General features: G+C 72.5%; 13 protein-coding genes. 1 reads left to right on the forward strand and 12 read right to left on the reverse strand.

Annotated elements, in window-relative coordinates; all coding sequences use genetic code 11:
* Nucleotides 1-5 precede the first annotated feature (5 nt).
* From iolD to ABD808_RS33480, 5 genes are read right to left on the reverse strand one after another with little or no spacing between them, the layout of a single operon-like run.
* Nucleotides 6-1,865: a 3D-(3,5/4)-trihydroxycyclohexane-1,2-dione acylhydrolase (decyclizing) gene (gene iolD / locus ABD808_RS33460; RefSeq protein ID WP_344905702.1), complete on the reverse strand. Its 1,860-nt coding sequence runs from the start codon at nt 1,863-1,865 to the stop codon at nt 6-8.
* A complete protein-coding gene (gene iolB / locus ABD808_RS33465) occupies nt 1,862-2,710 on the reverse strand; it encodes a 5-deoxy-glucuronate isomerase (protein ID WP_344905705.1) in 849 nt (282 codons plus the stop codon). Before iolB ends, iolD begins: the two co-directional genes overlap by 4 nt.
* Complete coding sequence (iolC, locus tag ABD808_RS33470; protein ID WP_425549004.1) at nt 2,707-3,693, reverse strand: 5-dehydro-2-deoxygluconokinase; 987 nt, start codon at nt 3,691-3,693, stop codon at nt 2,707-2,709. Before iolC ends, iolB begins: the two co-directional genes overlap by 4 nt.
* Nucleotides 3,681-4,562 carry a TIM barrel protein gene (locus ABD808_RS33475; protein ID WP_344905711.1) on the reverse strand — a complete coding sequence of 294 codons (882 nt, stop codon included), beginning with the start codon at nt 4,560-4,562 and terminating at the stop codon, nt 3,681-3,683. Before ABD808_RS33475 ends, iolC begins: the two co-directional genes overlap by 13 nt.
* An 11-nt stretch (nt 4,563-4,573) precedes the next feature.
* Nucleotides 4,574-5,431 (reverse strand): inositol monophosphatase family protein, encoded by an 858-nt coding sequence (locus ABD808_RS33480; RefSeq protein WP_344905714.1) that lies wholly within the window; start codon nt 5,429-5,431, stop codon nt 4,574-4,576.
* 226 nt (nt 5,432-5,657) lie between these two features.
* On the opposite strand from ABD808_RS33480, the gene ABD808_RS33485 reads away from it, so the two are divergent.
* Entirely contained in the window at nt 5,658-7,460 is a 1,803-nt protein-coding gene (locus ABD808_RS33485; protein ID WP_344905717.1) for a thiamine pyrophosphate-requiring protein, read from the forward strand.
* A 4-nt stretch (nt 7,461-7,464) separates the two neighbouring features.
* Here the strand turns inward: ABD808_RS33485 and ABD808_RS33490 are convergent, their stop codons facing one another.
* The 7 genes from ABD808_RS33490 to ABD808_RS33520 all read right to left on the reverse strand — a co-directional run bounded on the left by ABD808_RS33490 (nt 7,465) and on the right by ABD808_RS33520 (nt 15,713).
* Nucleotides 7,465-8,067, reverse strand: coding sequence for an LOG family protein (locus ABD808_RS33490; RefSeq protein WP_344905720.1), 603 nt, complete (start codon nt 8,065-8,067; stop codon nt 7,465-7,467).
* 21 nt (nt 8,068-8,088) lie between these two features.
* On the reverse strand, nt 8,089-9,747 hold the full coding sequence (locus ABD808_RS33495; RefSeq protein WP_344905723.1) for an ABC transporter permease: 1,659 nt from the start codon (nt 9,745-9,747) through the stop codon (nt 8,089-8,091).
* Nucleotides 9,744-10,652: an ABC transporter ATP-binding protein gene (locus tag ABD808_RS33500; RefSeq protein WP_344905726.1), complete on the reverse strand. Its 909-nt coding sequence runs from the start codon at nt 10,650-10,652 to the stop codon at nt 9,744-9,746. The genes ABD808_RS33495 and ABD808_RS33500 overlap by 4 nt, the downstream gene beginning before the upstream one ends.
* Nucleotides 10,649-11,329, reverse strand: coding sequence for a TetR/AcrR family transcriptional regulator (locus ABD808_RS33505; protein ID WP_344905728.1), 681 nt, complete (start codon nt 11,327-11,329; stop codon nt 10,649-10,651). The genes ABD808_RS33500 and ABD808_RS33505 overlap by 4 nt, the downstream gene beginning before the upstream one ends.
* Nucleotides 11,330-11,409: 80 nt before the next feature.
* Nucleotides 11,410-12,483: a S1C family serine protease gene (locus tag ABD808_RS33510; RefSeq protein ID WP_344905731.1), complete on the reverse strand. Its 1,074-nt coding sequence runs from the start codon at nt 12,481-12,483 to the stop codon at nt 11,410-11,412.
* 54 nt (nt 12,484-12,537) lie between these two features.
* Nucleotides 12,538-13,203, reverse strand: coding sequence for a response regulator (locus tag ABD808_RS33515; protein WP_344905733.1), 666 nt, complete (start codon nt 13,201-13,203; stop codon nt 12,538-12,540).
* Nucleotides 13,200-15,713 (reverse strand): DUF4118 domain-containing protein, encoded by a 2,514-nt coding sequence (locus tag ABD808_RS33520; RefSeq protein ID WP_344905736.1) that lies wholly within the window; start codon nt 15,711-15,713, stop codon nt 13,200-13,202. The genes ABD808_RS33515 and ABD808_RS33520 overlap by 4 nt, the downstream gene beginning before the upstream one ends.
* Between the last annotated feature and the right edge of the window lie 5 nt (nt 15,714-15,718).

A 15,718-nucleotide genomic window follows, 5' to 3' on the forward strand; every position in this document is an offset into this window, starting at 1 on the left:
CCCCTTTAGAGGTGGTGCCGTTGGGTCTTTTTGTCGGCCTCGTATTGGGCGCGGGCCCGGCGGGTGTCGTCGATTTCAGCCGTTTCGGCGACGGGGACGTCCCACCAAGCGCTGCCGTCCGGGACGGGTGCGAGGGGGTCGGTCTCCACGTGCACGACCGTCGTCCGGGGCGAGGCGACGGCCTGGCGGAGCGCATCGCGGAGCGCCTCGGCGTTCTCGGCGCGCAGGACGTCGGCGCCGAGGCTGGCGGCGTTCGCGGCGAGGTCGACGGGGAGCACTTCGCCGTCGAGCCCGGTGGCGGTGCGGGCGCGGTAGCGGGTGCCGAACCGGCGGGCGCCGACCGACTCCGACAGGTTCCCGATGGAGGCGAACCCGTGGTTCTGGACGAGGACGACGACCAGCTTCACCCCTTCGGCGACGGCGGTGACCAGTTCCTGCGCCATCATCAGGTACGAGCCGTCGCCGACCAGGACGAACACCTCGCGGTCCGGGGCGGCCAGCTTCACTCCGAGCCCGCCCGCGATCTCGTAGCCCATGCAGGAGTAGCCGTACTCCACGTGGTAGCCCTTGGGGTCGGACGCGCGCCACAGCTTGTGCAGGTCGCCCGGCAGGGATCCGGCGGCGCAGACGACGACGTCCCGTGGCCCGGACTCCCGGTTGACGACGCCGATGACCTCGGCCTGGGTGAGCGTCGCGCCGCCCTGGCCAGCGCGGACGGTGCGGGCTGCGTCGACCAGAGCGTTCCATTCGGCCGCCAGGGCTCTGGCCTGGGCGCGGTGGGCCCCGGACACGCTGTGGCCGTCAAGGGCCGCGTCGAGCGCCCTGAGGGCCTCCCTGGCGTCGGCGACGACGGCCACGCCGCCGAGCTTGACCGCGTCCGGACGGGCGACGTTGATGTTCACGAACCGGACGTCCGGGTGGGCGAACAGGCTGCGGGACGCCGTCGTGAAGTCGCTGTACCGGGTTCCGATGCCGATGACCACGTCGGCGGTGCGGGCGAGTGTGTTCGCGGCTGTCGTGCCGGTCGCGCCTATGGCGCCGACCGAGCATTCATGGTCCCAGGGCAGGGAGCCCTTGCCCGCCTGGGTCTCGGCCACGGGGATGCCGGTGCGTTCGGCGAACGCGCGCAGCTCGCTGGTGGCCTGGGAGTAGATGACGCCTCCGCCCGCGACGATCAGCGGGCGCTCTGCGGCTCGTATGGCGAGGGCCGCCTCTTGAAGGACGTCTGGTTCGGGGACGGGACGCGGGATTCGCCACACGCGGTGGGCGAACAGTTCGTCCGGCCAGTCGTACGCCTCGGCCTGCACGTCTTGCGGTAGGGCGAGGGTCACCGCCCCGGTTTCGGCGGGGTCGGTCAGTACGCGCATCGCGGCGAGCAATGCGCTCGGTAGCTGTTCGGGGCGGTTGATTCGGTCCCAGTACTTCGAGACCGGCTTGAAGCAGTCGTTGACCGAGACGTCGTAGGAGCGGGTGTCCTCCAACTCCTGCAACACGGGGTTGGCGACGCGGGTGGCGAAGACATCGCCCGGCAGGAGCAGCACGGGGAGCCGGTTGATGGTGGCCAGCGCCGCGCCCGTCACCATGTTCGTCGCGCCTGGCCCGATGGACGTTGTGCAGGCGAACGTGGCCGTCCGATCGCACATCCGGGCGTATCCGGCGGCGGTGTGCACCATGGCCTGCTCGTTGCGCGCCATGAAGTAGGGCAGGTCGTCGGTGTGCTCTAAGAGGGCCTGTCCGATCCCGGCGACGTTGCCATGCCCGAAGATGCCGAGGCAGCCCGCGAAGAACCGGCGCTGGTGCCCGTCCCGCTCGCTGTCCTGCGCCGCCAGGAACCGGACGACGGCCTGCCCGACCGTGAGCCTCATGATCGTCCCTCCGCGGTGGTGAGCGGCAGCCGGGGATCGACCCGCTGTCCCGTCCAGGTGTCGCGGATCCAAGCGTGCGCCGGATCGTCGCAGATCCGCCACGCCCGTTCGGCGGACGGCCCCGCCATCACGTTCAGGTAGTACAGGTCGTGGCCCGGAACCGCCATCGACGGGCCGTGCCAGCCGCTCGGAACCAGGACCGCGTCGCCCGTCCTGACCTCGGCCAGCACGTCCGGGCCTCCGTAAACGCGCTGGTAGCCCATGCCGGTCTCGCCCGCGACCTCGAAGTAGTAGATCTCCTCCAGCACCGACTCGCCGGGACGGTCCTCGTCGTGCTTGTGCGGCGGGAACGACGACCAGCATCCGCCCGGCGTCAGCACCTCGCAGGCGATCAGCTTCTCCGCGAACGGGAACCCGTCTGGCGTCCCGAAGTTGTTCACCTGGCGGCTCGCGGACCCGGCGCCGCGCAGCTCAACGGGCACGTTTCCGGCCGGGCCGTAGCGCGGTTCGAGCCGCGTCCCGCACCGGGCGCTTGCCAGCGCGAACCTGCCCCTCCCCCGCACCACCACACGCGCGTCGCGCGGCACGTACGCGAAGTCGCCGACCCGGCTGAATACGCTGTCGCGGCCCTCCAACTCGAACGTCGTGCCGTCGCATTCGACCGCGCACGAACCGGACAGGGGCAGCACGATCGTCTCGACCTCGCCCGTCGCGAACTCGTGCGCGCCGCCGTCCGGCAACTCCAGGATCCGGAGCGCGGCGTGCCCCCAGCCCGCCGACTCCGGCGTCACGACCAGCGAATACGGGCCCTCTCCTGCGGTTCCGGCGGGCAGATGGAGTTTCACGCGACCTCCACGGTGGCGAGGAGCGCCTCGACCTCGGCGCCGTCCGGCATGGCGTCGGCGCAGGAGAGGCGGGACGCGACGATCGCCCCGGCGGCGTTGGCGAACGCGATGACGCGCGGCAGGTCCCAGCCTGACAGGAGCCCGTGGCAGAGGGCACCGCCGAAGGCGTCGCCCGCGCCCAGCCCGTTGACGACCTCCACCGGAACGGGCGGCGACTCGACGGTCGTGCCGTCCGCCCGGACGGCGAGGACGCCGTCCGGGCCGCGCTTGACGACGGCGAGGCCGATCCCCCGGTCGAGCAGTGCCCGCGCCGCCCGAATCGGGTCGGCCTCACCGACGGCGACCTCGCATTCGGTGGTGTTCCCGACCGCGACCGTGGCGTGGGCGAGCGCCTCCCCCGCCCAGCGCCGGGCCTCGTCCCGCGACTCCCAGAACATGGGCCGGTGGTCCAGGTCGATGACGGTGACGTCGGCGCGACGGCGCTCGGCGAGGGCGGTGAGCGTCGCCGTCCTGGACGGTTCGGCGCACAGCCCGGTCATCGTCGTCCACAGCACGCGGGCGGCGCCGATCGCGGGACGGTCCAGCTCCGCGGCCCTGATCTCCAGGTCGGGCGCCTTCGGATGGCGGTAGAAGTACAGCGGGAAGTCGTCCGGCGGGAACAGCTCGCAGAACGTGACGGGCGTCGGGAGGCCGGGCACGTCGGTGACGAACCGGTCGTCGACGCCGTACCCGGTGAGCGCGCGGTGGACGAACCGTCCGAACGGATCGGCGCCGGTGCGGGTGATCACGGCGGTGCGGCGGCCGTGCCGGGCGGCTGCGACCGCGACGTTGGTGGCGCTGCCGCCGAGGAACCGGCGGAACGTCTCCACCTCGTCCAGCCCGACGCCGGACTGGAGCGGATACAGGTCGACGCCGACGCGCCCCATGGTGATCACGTCGAAGGGCACCGTGCCGTCGAAGGGCGTGGGGTTCACGGGGTGCATCCGGCGAGGAAGTCGACGCAGGCGCGCACGTCGGTTCGCGGGCCCGCGCCGGGGGCGGGCTCGTGGTCGATGACGGTGTCCTGTTCCAGGACGTACCAGCCGTCGTAGCCCGCGTCCTCCAGGGAGCCGATGATGCCCCGTATGTCGATGTCACCGGTGCCGAGCGGCCGGTACACGCCGGTGCGGACGGCGTCGGTGTAGGGTGTCCTGCCGCGCCGGACGTCGTCGGCCAGCGCGGCGTCGACGTCCTTGAGGTGGACGTGCGCGATGCGGTCGGCGGCGCGGGCAGCCAGCTCGCCGGGGTCGACGCCCGCGATGAGCAGGTGGCCGGTGTCCAGGCACAGCGGGATCACCGAGCCGTCCAGGACGCGCTCCACCTCGGCGGACGACTCGATCATCGTCCCGATGTGCGGGTGCAGCACCGCCCGGACCCCGGACTCGGCGGCGAGCCCTGCGACCCGGTCGAGATTGGTGAGCAGCGCGCACCAGCCCGCGGCGTCTAGCGGCGGACGCTCGTCGTAGCCCTCCAGGCCGTGCACGGCGGCCAGTACCAGGGTCAGCGCGTAGTTGGACCGTTCCATGACAAAGCCGGACAGAATCCGTCGTGCCGCGGGCAGCGGATCCCGTCCCGGATCGTGCAGCACGAGCGGCGCGAAACCGCCGACCGGGCGCAGCCCGTGCTCCGCGAGCAGCGCGGCGCGCTCGGCGGCGCGGGCGGGCAGGAAGCCGTCCGGCCCGAACTCGGTGGCGGCCAGCCCGAGGTCGCGCATCTCCGCGAGCACTCGTCCCGGCGCCATCTGGTGCCCCCAACCCGGCACCTCGCACACTCCCCACGAGATCGGCGCCCCCGCCACCCGGTCCTTGATCACCTGCGACCTCCTCAGTCCCGTCGGGCCGCCGCCACGAGGCCCGCCACCTCGGTCATGACCGAGCCCGCCAGATCGAACCCCCCGACGCAGGCCAGATAGCCGGGAGCCTCCCAGTCGTGGCCGCCGGGGCGCCCGCCGAGCGGCAGGTACGTCCCGCCCGCCTGCCGGACGAGCAGCATCGCGGCGGCGATGTCCCAGGCGTTGATGGACGAGTCGTAGGCGACGTCCGTCCAGCCCGCCGCGACGTGCGCGAGGGTGAGCGCGGCGCTGCCCGGCCTGCGGACGGTCGCGAACGAGTCGACCACCAGGCCGTACTGGCGCAGCGTCTCGTCCCGGTCGCCGACGCGCAGGTCGTGCGCGCTCGGATAGGACGTGGCGACCACGGCCGTCGCGTCGCTCGCCGCACCCCGGCTGCGCAGCGGCTCGCCGTTACAGGTCGCGCCGTCCAGGTCGGCGGCGAACATGTCGTCGCGCACGGGGTCGTACACGACGCCCGCGACCAGCTCGTCGCCCGCGACGGCGGCGACCGACACGCAGAAGAACGGCAGGCCGACCGCGAAGTTGGCGGTCCCGTCGATGGGGTCCACGTACCAGCGGACGCCGTCGCCGGAGGCGCCCGAGCCGTCCGGGCCGCCGCGCGTCCCGCCCTCCTCGCCGACGACGACGCTGCCCGGCGTGTGCTCGGCCAGCACCTCCCGGATGGTCTCCTCGGCGGCGCGGTCGTGCTCGGTGACCGGGTCGTGGATGTCCTTCTTGACATCGACCTGCGGACGGGACCGGAACACCTCGCGCAACCGTCCGCCCGCGGTCCGGGCGGCGAGCTGGGCGATCCCGGCGAGGTCCCGCGAGGCGGGCACGTCGACGTTCATGCGTCTCCTTCGGGTGGTGGGGGCGTGTCAGTCGGGCAGGAGGCGGGCGTCAGTCGCGCCGTCGGATTCACGTACGCACACGCTTCGACGGTATCCGAGGCCCGCGCGGCCGAGCGGGCGGGACCCGGCGCGCCGTCTCGCGGACCCGTGTTACAGGGCCTTCGGCTCGGGCAGTGGGTTTCGTGTGCCGGATCCGGTATGGGCGGTCTACGACCGAGGAGAGATGATGGCTCAACTAGTGGCCGACTACGTTCTTCAACGGTTGACCGAGTGGGGCGTGCGGCGCGTCTTCGGCTATCCGGGCGACGGCATCAACGGGATGCTCGGCGCGTTCGACCGGGCCGAGGGGAAACCGGAGTTCGTCCAGACCCGGCACGAGGAGATGGCCGCGTTCATGGCGGTCGGGCACGCCAAGTTCACCGGCGAGGTCGGGTGCTGTGTGGCGACGTCCGGTCCGGGCGCGATCCACCTACTGAACGGGCTGTACGACGCCAAGCTCGACCACCAGCCGGTCGTCGCGATCATCGGGCAGCAGAAGCGGCTCTCGCAGGGCACCCACTACCAGCAGGAGGTCGCGTTGGAGAACCTGTTCTCCGACGTGTCCGAGTACTGCCAGATCTGCATGCACCCCGGGCAGGTCCGGCATGTGATCGACCGGGCGTTCAAGACGGCGCTGACCGCCCGGGGCGTCGCGACGATCATCATTCCGGAGGACGTCCAGGAGGCGGCGGAGATGCCGTCGCCGCCGAAGGAGCACGGCTCGGTGTACTCCAGCGTCGGGTGGAGCAGGCCGCGCGTCCTGCCGAACACCGAGGAGCTGCGCAAGGCCGCCGACATTCTCAACGAGGGGCAGAAGGTCGCGATGCTCGTCGGGCAGGGCGCGGCGGACGCGCGGGCCGAGGTCGTCGAGGCGGCGGAGCTGCTCGGCGCGGGCATCGCCAAGGCGCTGCTCGGCCGGGAGGTCGTGCCCGACACGCTGCCGTTCGTGACCGGCCCGATCGGGCTGCTCGGCTCCAAGGCCAGCGATGAGATGATCATGAACTGCGACACCCTGTTCATGATCGGCACCAGCTTCCCGTACGCCGAGTGGCTGCCGGACGAGGGCAGTTGCCGGGGCGTCGAGATCGACATCGACGGCCGCATGATCGGCATCCGCTACCCGATGGACGCACACGTCGTCGGCGACGCCAAGGAGACGCTCCGGGAGCTGATCCCGCTCCTGCGCCGCAAGGACGACCGGTCGTGGCGCGAGGAGATCGAGGCGAACGTCCGGTCCTGGAACACGGTCATGGACAAGCGCGCCGGGCAGAGCTTCGACGGCAAGATCAACCCGCAGGCCGTGGCGCACGAGCTGTCCCCGCTGCTGCCGGACGGCGCCATCCTCACCGCCGACTCCGGCTCGGCCACCAACTGGTGGGCCCGGCACCTCAGGCTCCGCGACGGCATGCGCGCGTCGCTGTCCGGGACGCTCGCCACCATGGGGCCCGGCGTCCCGTACGCGATCGCCGCGCGGTTCGCCTACCCGGACCGTCCGGTGATCTGCTTCGTCGGGGACGGCGCGTTCCAGATGAACGGCATGAACGAGATGCTCACCGTCAAGCGGTACGCCGACCGCATGGCGGGCTCCCCGCCGCTGGTCTTCTGCGTGTTCAACAACCAGGACCTCAACCAGGTCACCTGGGAGCAGCGCGCGATGGGCGGCGACCCGAAGTACGCGGGCTCGCAGTCCATCCCCGACTTCCCGTACGCCGAGTACGCGGAGATGTGCGGGCTGAAGGGCGTCTACTGCGACGAGCCGGACCGGGTGACCGACGCCTGGCGCGACGCGCTCGCCAGCGACCGTCCGGTCGTGCTGGAGTTCGTCGTCGACGACGAGATCGCCCCGATCCCGCCGCACATCATGTCCGACCAGGCCAAGAAGACCATCAAGGCCGGTCTCAAGGACCCGCAGAAGTTCGGCATGGCCGCCCGCGGCTTCCGCCAGAAGCTCACCGAAATGTACGAGAACATGCCGGGCCGCAAGCACTGACCCCCTACAACTCGGCCTCGGCGTAGTCGTCGGGCGAGGACTCGATGCGGGGTTGGGCGCGTTCCAGGAGGTCGAACGCCTCGGGGACGGAGGTCGCCCAGCCGACGGCGTCCCAGATCTTGGCGCGGGTGAAACCCTGTTCGGTGAGGCCCACCATCAGCTCGCGGAGCGGCTCGTAGACGCCGGTCGGGTCGAGGATCACGATGGGCTTCTCGTGCATGGCGAGGGTGCGGGCCGTCCACACCTCCAGCAGTTCCTCCAGGGTGCCGATGCCGCCGGGCAGGATGAGGAAGGCGTCGCTGCGGCGGTCCATCTCGCCCTTGCGGGCGCGCATGTCGGGGGTGACGACCAGTTCGTCGTTGTCCTCGTCGGAGATCTCGACGCTGACCAGACCCTCCGGGATCACCCCGACGGTGCGGGCGCCGCCCGCCCGCGCGGCGCGGGCGACGGCGCCCATGCACGACACCTGGGCGCCGCCGCTGACGAGGCTGTGCCCGCGCCGGGCGAGTTCGGCTCCCGCCTGCGCGGCGAGATCGACGTACAGACGGTCGATCGTTCCACTGGAGGAGCAGAAGACACAGACGGCGAGTGGTTTCGTGGTGGTCACCAGTCCGATTTTACGGGTTCGTCAGTGCGCGGACAGGTCCCTGCGGCGGAAACCGATCATGCCGAGCGCGGCCAGCGCGGCGGCGACGACGGCCAGCCAGACCAGCGGCATGGCGCTGAAGTTCTGCCCGATCTTCGGGACGTGGGTGAACGGCGAGACGTCCATGGCCCAGTGCCCGAGGTCGAGCATCGGGCCGAACATCGTGATCAGGGTGACGACGCCGACCACCGCCCAGGCGCCGCCCGCGGTGAACCGGGGCGCCAGGCCGAACAGCACGAGCGCGATCGCCGCGACCAGCCACACGGCGGGCAGCTGCGCCATCGCCGCGCCGAGCACGCGGGGCAGCTGGCCGCCGAGGTCACCGGTGTTCAGGCCGTGCGTGAGCCCGGCGGCGGTGCCGGTGACGGCGAGCGCGGCGGCGGGCCCGAGCGCGGCGAACACCATGTGGCTGGACGCCCACCGGAGCCGTCCCGTCGCGGTGGCGAGCAGGGGTTCGGCGCGTTGGCCGCCCTCCTCGGTGCGCAGCCGCAGCGCGGCCGACACCGCGTAGGCCGCGACGATCGGGCCGACGGTGCTCATCACGGAGACGAAGTAGGCGTCGACGATGGCCGACTGCCCACCGAACTTCGTGAAGATCTCCTTCAGGTCGGGGTTGTCCTTCACCATGTCCTCGACGCTCCCGGCGAGCGCGCCGTAGACGACGCCGAGCGCGGCGAACCCGGCGAGCCACCCGTACAGGGCGCGGCTCTGGAGCCGCCAGCCGAGGCCGAACGACCCCGACAGCCACCGGGGAGCCGAGGGCGAGCCGAGCCGCGGGGGCAGGATCCCGGCGCCGACGTCCCGCCGCGAGGACAGCGCCCCGGCGGCGGCCACCAGGACGACGATGAGCGCCGCGACCAGCGCGAACGTCCACCAGCGTGCACCGCCGAAGGCGCGCGCCCGGTTGATCCATCCGAACGGCGACAGCCAGCCCAGCCACGACAGGGAGTTGCCGTCGCCGCCCACATCGGCGGCCATCCGGACCGCGAACGCGACGCCTACGGCTGCGATCGCGATCCCGCGCGCCGCGCCCGCGCCCTCGCTGAGCTGGGCGGTGACGCCCGCGACCGCCGCGAACAGGCATCCTGCGGCGGCGAACTGCGCACCGAGCGCCAGCGCCCCGGAGAACGGGAGGCCCTGCGCCACCAGCCCGGCGACGAGCAACGCGCTGAGCACGAGGTTCGCCGCCGCCGTCACGACGAGCGCGGCGGCGAGGCCCGCGCCGCGCCCGGTGACGGTGGCGCCGAGCAGCTCGCGGCGGCCCGCCTCCTCCTCGGTCCTGGTGTGCCGGACGACCATCAGCGCGCTGATGATGGCGATCATCACCGGGATGAACCCGCAGCGCTGCGCGACGATGCCGCCGAGGCTCGTGTCGTTCAGCGGACCGTACAGCGCGAGGAACGTCGGGGTCGTCCCCGTCGTCCGCGCGTACTCCAGCCGATCGGCGGCCTCCGGGTAGAGGCCCTCGGTGGCCCCGACGAAGCTCATCGGGATGACGGCGAGCAGGAGCACCCAGGTGGGCAGCAGGAACCGGTCGCGGCGCAGTATCAGCCGGACCAGCCCCCCGGTCCCGGTCAGTGCGGTCAGCCTTGTTTTCTGTGGGGGGGCGACCCCCCACACCCCCCGGTTCGCTTCGCTCATCGTGAGGTCTCCTGGAGTTCGTCCTGGTAGTGGCGTAGGAACATCTCCTCCAGCGTGGGCGGGCGGCTGGTCAGGCTGCGGACGCCGACGCCGGTGAGCTGCTTGAGTGCCTCGTCGAGCCGCGGGGTGTCCACCTCGAACTTGATCGTGTTGCCGTCGATCTGGACGTCATGGGCGCCGGGCAGCGGCAGCCCGTCCGGCGGGGACGCCAGCTCGGCGTGGATCGAGGTCCGGGTCAGGTGGCGCAGCTCGTCCAGCGTCCCCGACTCCACGGCGGTGCCGTTCCGGATGATCGTCACCCGGTCGCACAGCGCCTCCACCTCGGACAGGATGTGGCTGGACAGCAGGACGGTCCGTCCGGCCTCGCGCTCCTCGCGGATGCACTCCTGGAACACCTCCTCCATGAGGGGGTCGAGTCCCGAGGTGGGCTCGTCCAGGAGCAGCAGTTCGGCGTCGGACGCGAGCGCGGCGATCAGCCCGACCTTCTGCCGGTTGCCCTTGGAGTAGGCGCGGCCCTTCTTGCGCGGGTCGAGCTCGAAGCGTTCCAGCAGTTCGGCGCGGCGGCGCGGGTCCGTCCCGCCGCGCATCCGGCCGAGCAGGTCGATGACCTCGCCGCCGGACAGGTTCGGCCACAGCGTCACGTCGCCGGGGACGTAGGCGAGGCGGCGGTGCAGCGTGGTCGCGTCCCGCCACGGGTCGCCGCCGAGCAGCCTGGCCGTGCCCGCGTCCTCGCGCAGCAGGCCGAGCAGCACCCTGATGGTCGTCGACTTGCCCGCCCCGTTCGGGCCCAGGAAGCCGTGCACCTCTCCCTGCCGGACGGTCAGGTCGAGACCGTCCAGCGCGCGCGTCCGGCCGAAGGTCTTGACCAGACCGGAGATCTCGACGGGGGGCGTTTTCTCGGTCACCGGTTCTCCTCGTGATTCTGCTTGCTGGGGGGCCGCTCGCCGGGGGCGAGCGGGGCCGTGAGGGCGGCGCGGGCCTGGGCGACCAGCTCCGGGGACAGCAGCCGGTCGTCGTAGAGGTCGATCATCGCGAGCGCCATCGTGCGGTAGCCCTCGGCCGTCAGGATGTCGACGCCCAGCGCCCTGGACACGTGCTCGTGCAGGACGTAGAGGCCGAGGTTCATCGCGGTCATGACGGTCGCGTAGGCGTGCAGGTCGTCGGTGTTGGGTCTCGCCACCCCTGGCTGACCCCCCTCGAGCGTCTCCTCGCTGTACGCCACGACCTCGTCGAACAGGTTCGCCGCCGCCTCGGAGCCGTCGGCCATCGCGCGGCTGAAGTAGCGCTGGATCGGCAGGGCGGTGCGCATGGCGATCTCGAAGAAGCCGGGGCTGGCCATCCCGCCGCGCAGCGACTCGTCCTTGACCTCGCGGATCGCCTTGACGACGTACCTGTCGCACTCCTCGCGCAGGGCCTCCTTGGTGCCGTAGTGGTGCTGGACGAGCGCGGGCGACACCCCGGCGGCCTTGGCGATGCCCCGGATCGTCGCGCCCTTCACGCCGTGTTCGGCGAACTCCAGCAGCGCGGCGTCCCTGATCCGGGCCTTCGCGGTCAGATCCTCGGCCCGTTCCCCGCTCGACATCCCCACCACCTATACATACGTTCAGCAACCTGTACGAATGTACACTGTACCTCTGTACAGCCGGTGGTGTCCACACGGGGTCAGGCGCCGCCGGGAAGTTCTCCGAGGGTCACCTGGACCTGCTTCTTCGAGCCGTCCGGCTTCTGTGCCTCGACCTTCACGGTGTCGCCCGGCTTGAGGCTCGCGAGCACCGACGACAGCGCCGACTGGTCGGGCGTGGCCGTGCCGTTCACCGACAGGATCAGGTCGCCCGCCTGGATCCCCGCCTTCGCGGCGCCGCTGCCCCGCTGGACCTCCACGACCGCGACGGCGGACCGCCGCCCGCTCTCCGGGTCGACGATCGTCCGCACCGTCACGCCGAGCGCCGCCCGCCCGGAGTTGGACACCTTCCCGGACTGGATGAGCTGCGGGACGATCCGCTTGACCGTGTCGCTCGGCGTCGCGAAGCCGATGCCCGCCGCCGGACCGCCGATCGACGGGTCCGAAGCCCCGGCGGTCGGCACGCCGATGACCTGGCCGTTCAGCGTGACCAGGGCGCCGCCGCTGTTGCCGGGATTGATCGCCGCGCTGGTCTGGATGGCGTCGGCGATCGTGGAGCCTGGGAAGTCGCCCTCGCCCTGGCTCGTCACCGTCCGGTGCAGCGCGGAGACGATCCCGTTCGTCACGCTCCCGGCGAGGCCCAGCGGGTTGCCCATCGCCAGGACGATCTGCCCGACTTCGGCCTTGCCCGACTCGCCCCAGGACGCCGGTTTGAGCGAGCCGCCGTTCACCTTGACGACGGCCAGGTCGTCGGCGGCGAACGCGCCCACGAGCGTGGCGTCCAGCGCGGAGCCGCCGCCGGACGACGTCACCTTGATCTTCGTCGCACCGGCGACGACGTGCGCGTTGGTGACGATGTCGCCGTTGCCGTCGTAGACGACGCCCGACCCCTCCCCCTTGTCGGTCTGGATCTTCACGACCGACGGCAGGACGGCGTCCACGACCTTCTCGTACTGCGCCTGAAGCTCCGACGCCGAGCCCTCCACCGGGGCCGACGTCCGCGCCGTCCCCGCCTGGTGCGCGGCGTTGACGCCGTTGTCGTCGCTGCACCCCGCCAACACCAGGGCCCCGGCCGCCACCACCGCGCCCGCCCTGAGTCTCGCGTTCCTGTTCACGCTCCCCACCTCCCGGACGGACTCCTTCCCTCCTCCCGGAGATCAGGCATGGGATCAGGGTTGGAAGCGGTAGCCCATGCCGGGCTCGGTGAGGAGGTGCCGGGGATGCGCGGGGTCGGCTTCGAGCTTGCGACGGAGCTGCGCCATGTACTGGCGCAGGTAGTGCGTCTCGCGCTGGTAGGACGGGCCCCAGACCGTGGTGAGGAGCTGCTGCTGTCCGATGAGCTTGCCGGGGTTGCGGAGCAGGATCTCCAGCAGGTGCCATTCGGTGGGGGTGAGGTGGACGCCGCCGCTCACCGTCTTGCCGACCAGGTCGACGGTGTGGGTGCCGACGTCGACCCGGTGCACCTCGTCGGCCACGGTGACGCGGCGGGTCACCGCGCGGATGCGGGCCACGAGTTCCTCGATGTCGAACGGCTTGGTGACGTAGTCGTCGGCCCCCGCCTCCAGCGCCTCCACCTTGTCCTGGCTGCCCGCCCGTCCGGACAGGACGATGATGGGGACGCGCGTCCAGCCGCGCAGCCCGTGGATGACGTCCACGCCGGGGATGTCGGGCAGCCCGAGGTCGAGAACGACCAGGTCGGGCGGCGCGACCCCGGCCCGGCGCAGGGCCGTGGTGCCGTCGGCGGCGACGTCCACGTCGTAGTCGCGGGCGCGCAGGTTGATGCGCAGGGCGCGCAGGAGCTGCGGCTCGTCGTCGACCACCAGGACCCGGGTCATGACGCCGCCACCGGCAGCGCGACGATCATGGTGAGGCCGCCGCCGGGGGTGTCCTCGGGGAGCAGCTCGCCGCCCATCGCCTCGGTGAGCCCGCGGGCCAGCGCGAGGCCGAGCCCGACGCCGCCGTGGTTGTCGCGGTCACCGAGCCGCTGGAAGGGCAGGAAGATCCGTTCCCGGTCGGCGGCCGGGACGCCGGGGCCCCGGTCGGCGATCCGCAGCTCGACCCGGTCCTGGATGGCCCCGGCGGTGACGAGGACGGGCTCGCCGGGCGGGCCGTGGCGCAGCGCGTTCGAGATCACGTTGACCAGGACCCGTTCCAGCAGCGCCGGGTCGGCGGACACCTCCGGCAGCCGTGGGTCGAGCCGGACGGTCACGGCGTCGCGGGTGTCGCCGATGTCGTCCCTGCCGATGTCGTCCAAGGCGCGGGGGACGGCCTCGTCCAGCGCGATCGGCCGGGCGGCGATGCCGAGGACGCCCGCCTGGAGGCGGCTCATGTCGAGCAGGTTCGCGACGAGCCGGTCGAGCCGGTCGAGGGACTGGCGGGCGGTGTCGAGCAGTTCGGCGCGCTCGTCCGGCGTCCAGGCGACCGAGGTCGTGGCGAGGCTGTCGACGGCGGCCTTCGCCGAGGCCAGCGGGGTGCGCAGGTCGTGGCTGACCGCGTTGAGGAGCGCGGTGCGCATACGGTCGGCCGCCTCCAGCGGCCGGGCCCGCTCCGCCTCGGCCTCCAGCCGCCGCTGCCGCAGCGCGCCCGCCGCCTGCACGGCGAACGCCTCCAGCACGCGCCGGTCGCCCGCCGGGAGCGGACGCCCCCGGACCACGAGGGTGAGCCCGTCCCCGGCGGGGATCTCGGTGTCGCCCTCGCCGGGCGTGGTGCAGGGGCGGCCGCCGACCGTCGCGACGATCCGCCACCCGTCGTCGGGGTCGCGTTCCAGCAGCGTGACCGAGGTCAGGGCGAACGTCTCGCGCATCCGTCCGAGCAGCGTGTCCAGGGCGCGTTCGCCGCGCAGGACGTTCCCGGCGAGCGTGGCGAGCAGCCCGGCCTCGCCGCCGAGCTTCGCGGCCTCCCGCGACCGCCGCGCGGCGGCGTCGACGACCATGCTGACCCCGACCGCGACCAGCACGAACACCGCGAGCGCGATGAGGTTCTCCTGCTCGGCGACCGTGAACCGGTGCAGCGGGGGCGTGAAGAACCAGTTGAGCAGCAGGAACCCGGCGACGGCGGTGACCAGCGCGGGCCACATCCCGCCCACCAGCGCGACGCCGACGACGGCGCCGAGGAAGAACAGGATGTCGGACGGCAGCGACACCGCCGGACGCGCCGACACCAGCCCGACCGTCAGCAGCGGCAGCCCGCCCGCCGCGACCGCGAACCCGGCGGCGCGCCGCCGCGCCGACAGCCCCCGGTCCCGCACCGGGCCCCGGACGCCCCGTCCGACCTGCTCGTGGGTGACCAGGTGGACGTCGATCGTGCCGGACAGCGCGGTCGTGGTCGCGCCGATCCCGGGTCGCAGCACCTGCGCGAACCTGCCCCGGCGCGACACCCCGAGGACGAGCTGGGTCGCGTTGACGGCGCGGGCGAAGTCCAGCAGGGCGTGGGGCACGTCGTCGCCGACGACCTGGTGGAACGTCCCGCCGAGCCCCTCGACGATCTCGCGCTGCCGGGCGAGGTCGCGGGGCCTGGCGGCGCGCAGCGCGTCACCGCGCGTCACGTGTACGGCGAGCAGGTCGGCGCCCCGGGACCGGGCCGCGATCCGGGTGGCGCGGCGCAGCAGCGTCTCGCCCTCGGGGCCGCCGGTGAGCGCCACGACGATCCGTTCCCGCGCCTCCCAGGTGCCGCCGATGCCATGTTCGGCGCGGTACCGGTCGAGCTGTTCGTCGACCTTGCCCGCGACCCACAGCAGCGCCAGCTCCCGCAGCGCCGTGAGGTTCCCGACGCGGAAGTAGTTGGACAGGGCGGCGTCGACCCGTTCGGGCGTGTAGACGTTGCCGTGCGCCATCCGGCGGCGCAGTGCCTCGGGCGCCATGTCGACCAGCTCGACCTGCGCGGCGCCGCGCACGACCTCGTCGGGGACGGTCTCGCGCTGCGGCACGCCCGTGATGTTCTCCACGACGTCGTTGACCGACTCCAGATGCTGGACGTTCACGGTCGAGACGACGTCGATGCCCGCGTCCAGGATCTCCTCGACGTCCCGCCAGCGCTTGGTGTGCCTGCCGCCGGGCGCGTTGGTGTGGGCCAGCTCGTCCACCAGCACCACGTCGGGGCGGCGGCGCAGCACCGCGGGCACGTCGAGTTCGGTCAGGTCGGCGCCGCGATGCGTGCGCGTCACGCGCGGCAGGACCTCAAGGCCGTCGAGGAGGGCGGCGGTGCGGGGGCGGCCGTGCGTCTCGACGAGGCCGACGACCACGTCGGTGCCGCGCTCGGCCCGCCGCCGCGCCTCCGCCAGCATGGCGTAGGTCTTGCCCACTCCCGGGGCGGCGCCCAGGTAGATGCGGAGCTGCCCCCTGGCCATGGCGT

This window comes from Actinomadura meridiana (assembly GCF_039537545.1).
Classification (GTDB): domain Bacteria; phylum Actinomycetota; class Actinomycetes; order Streptosporangiales; family Streptosporangiaceae; genus Spirillospora; species Spirillospora meridiana.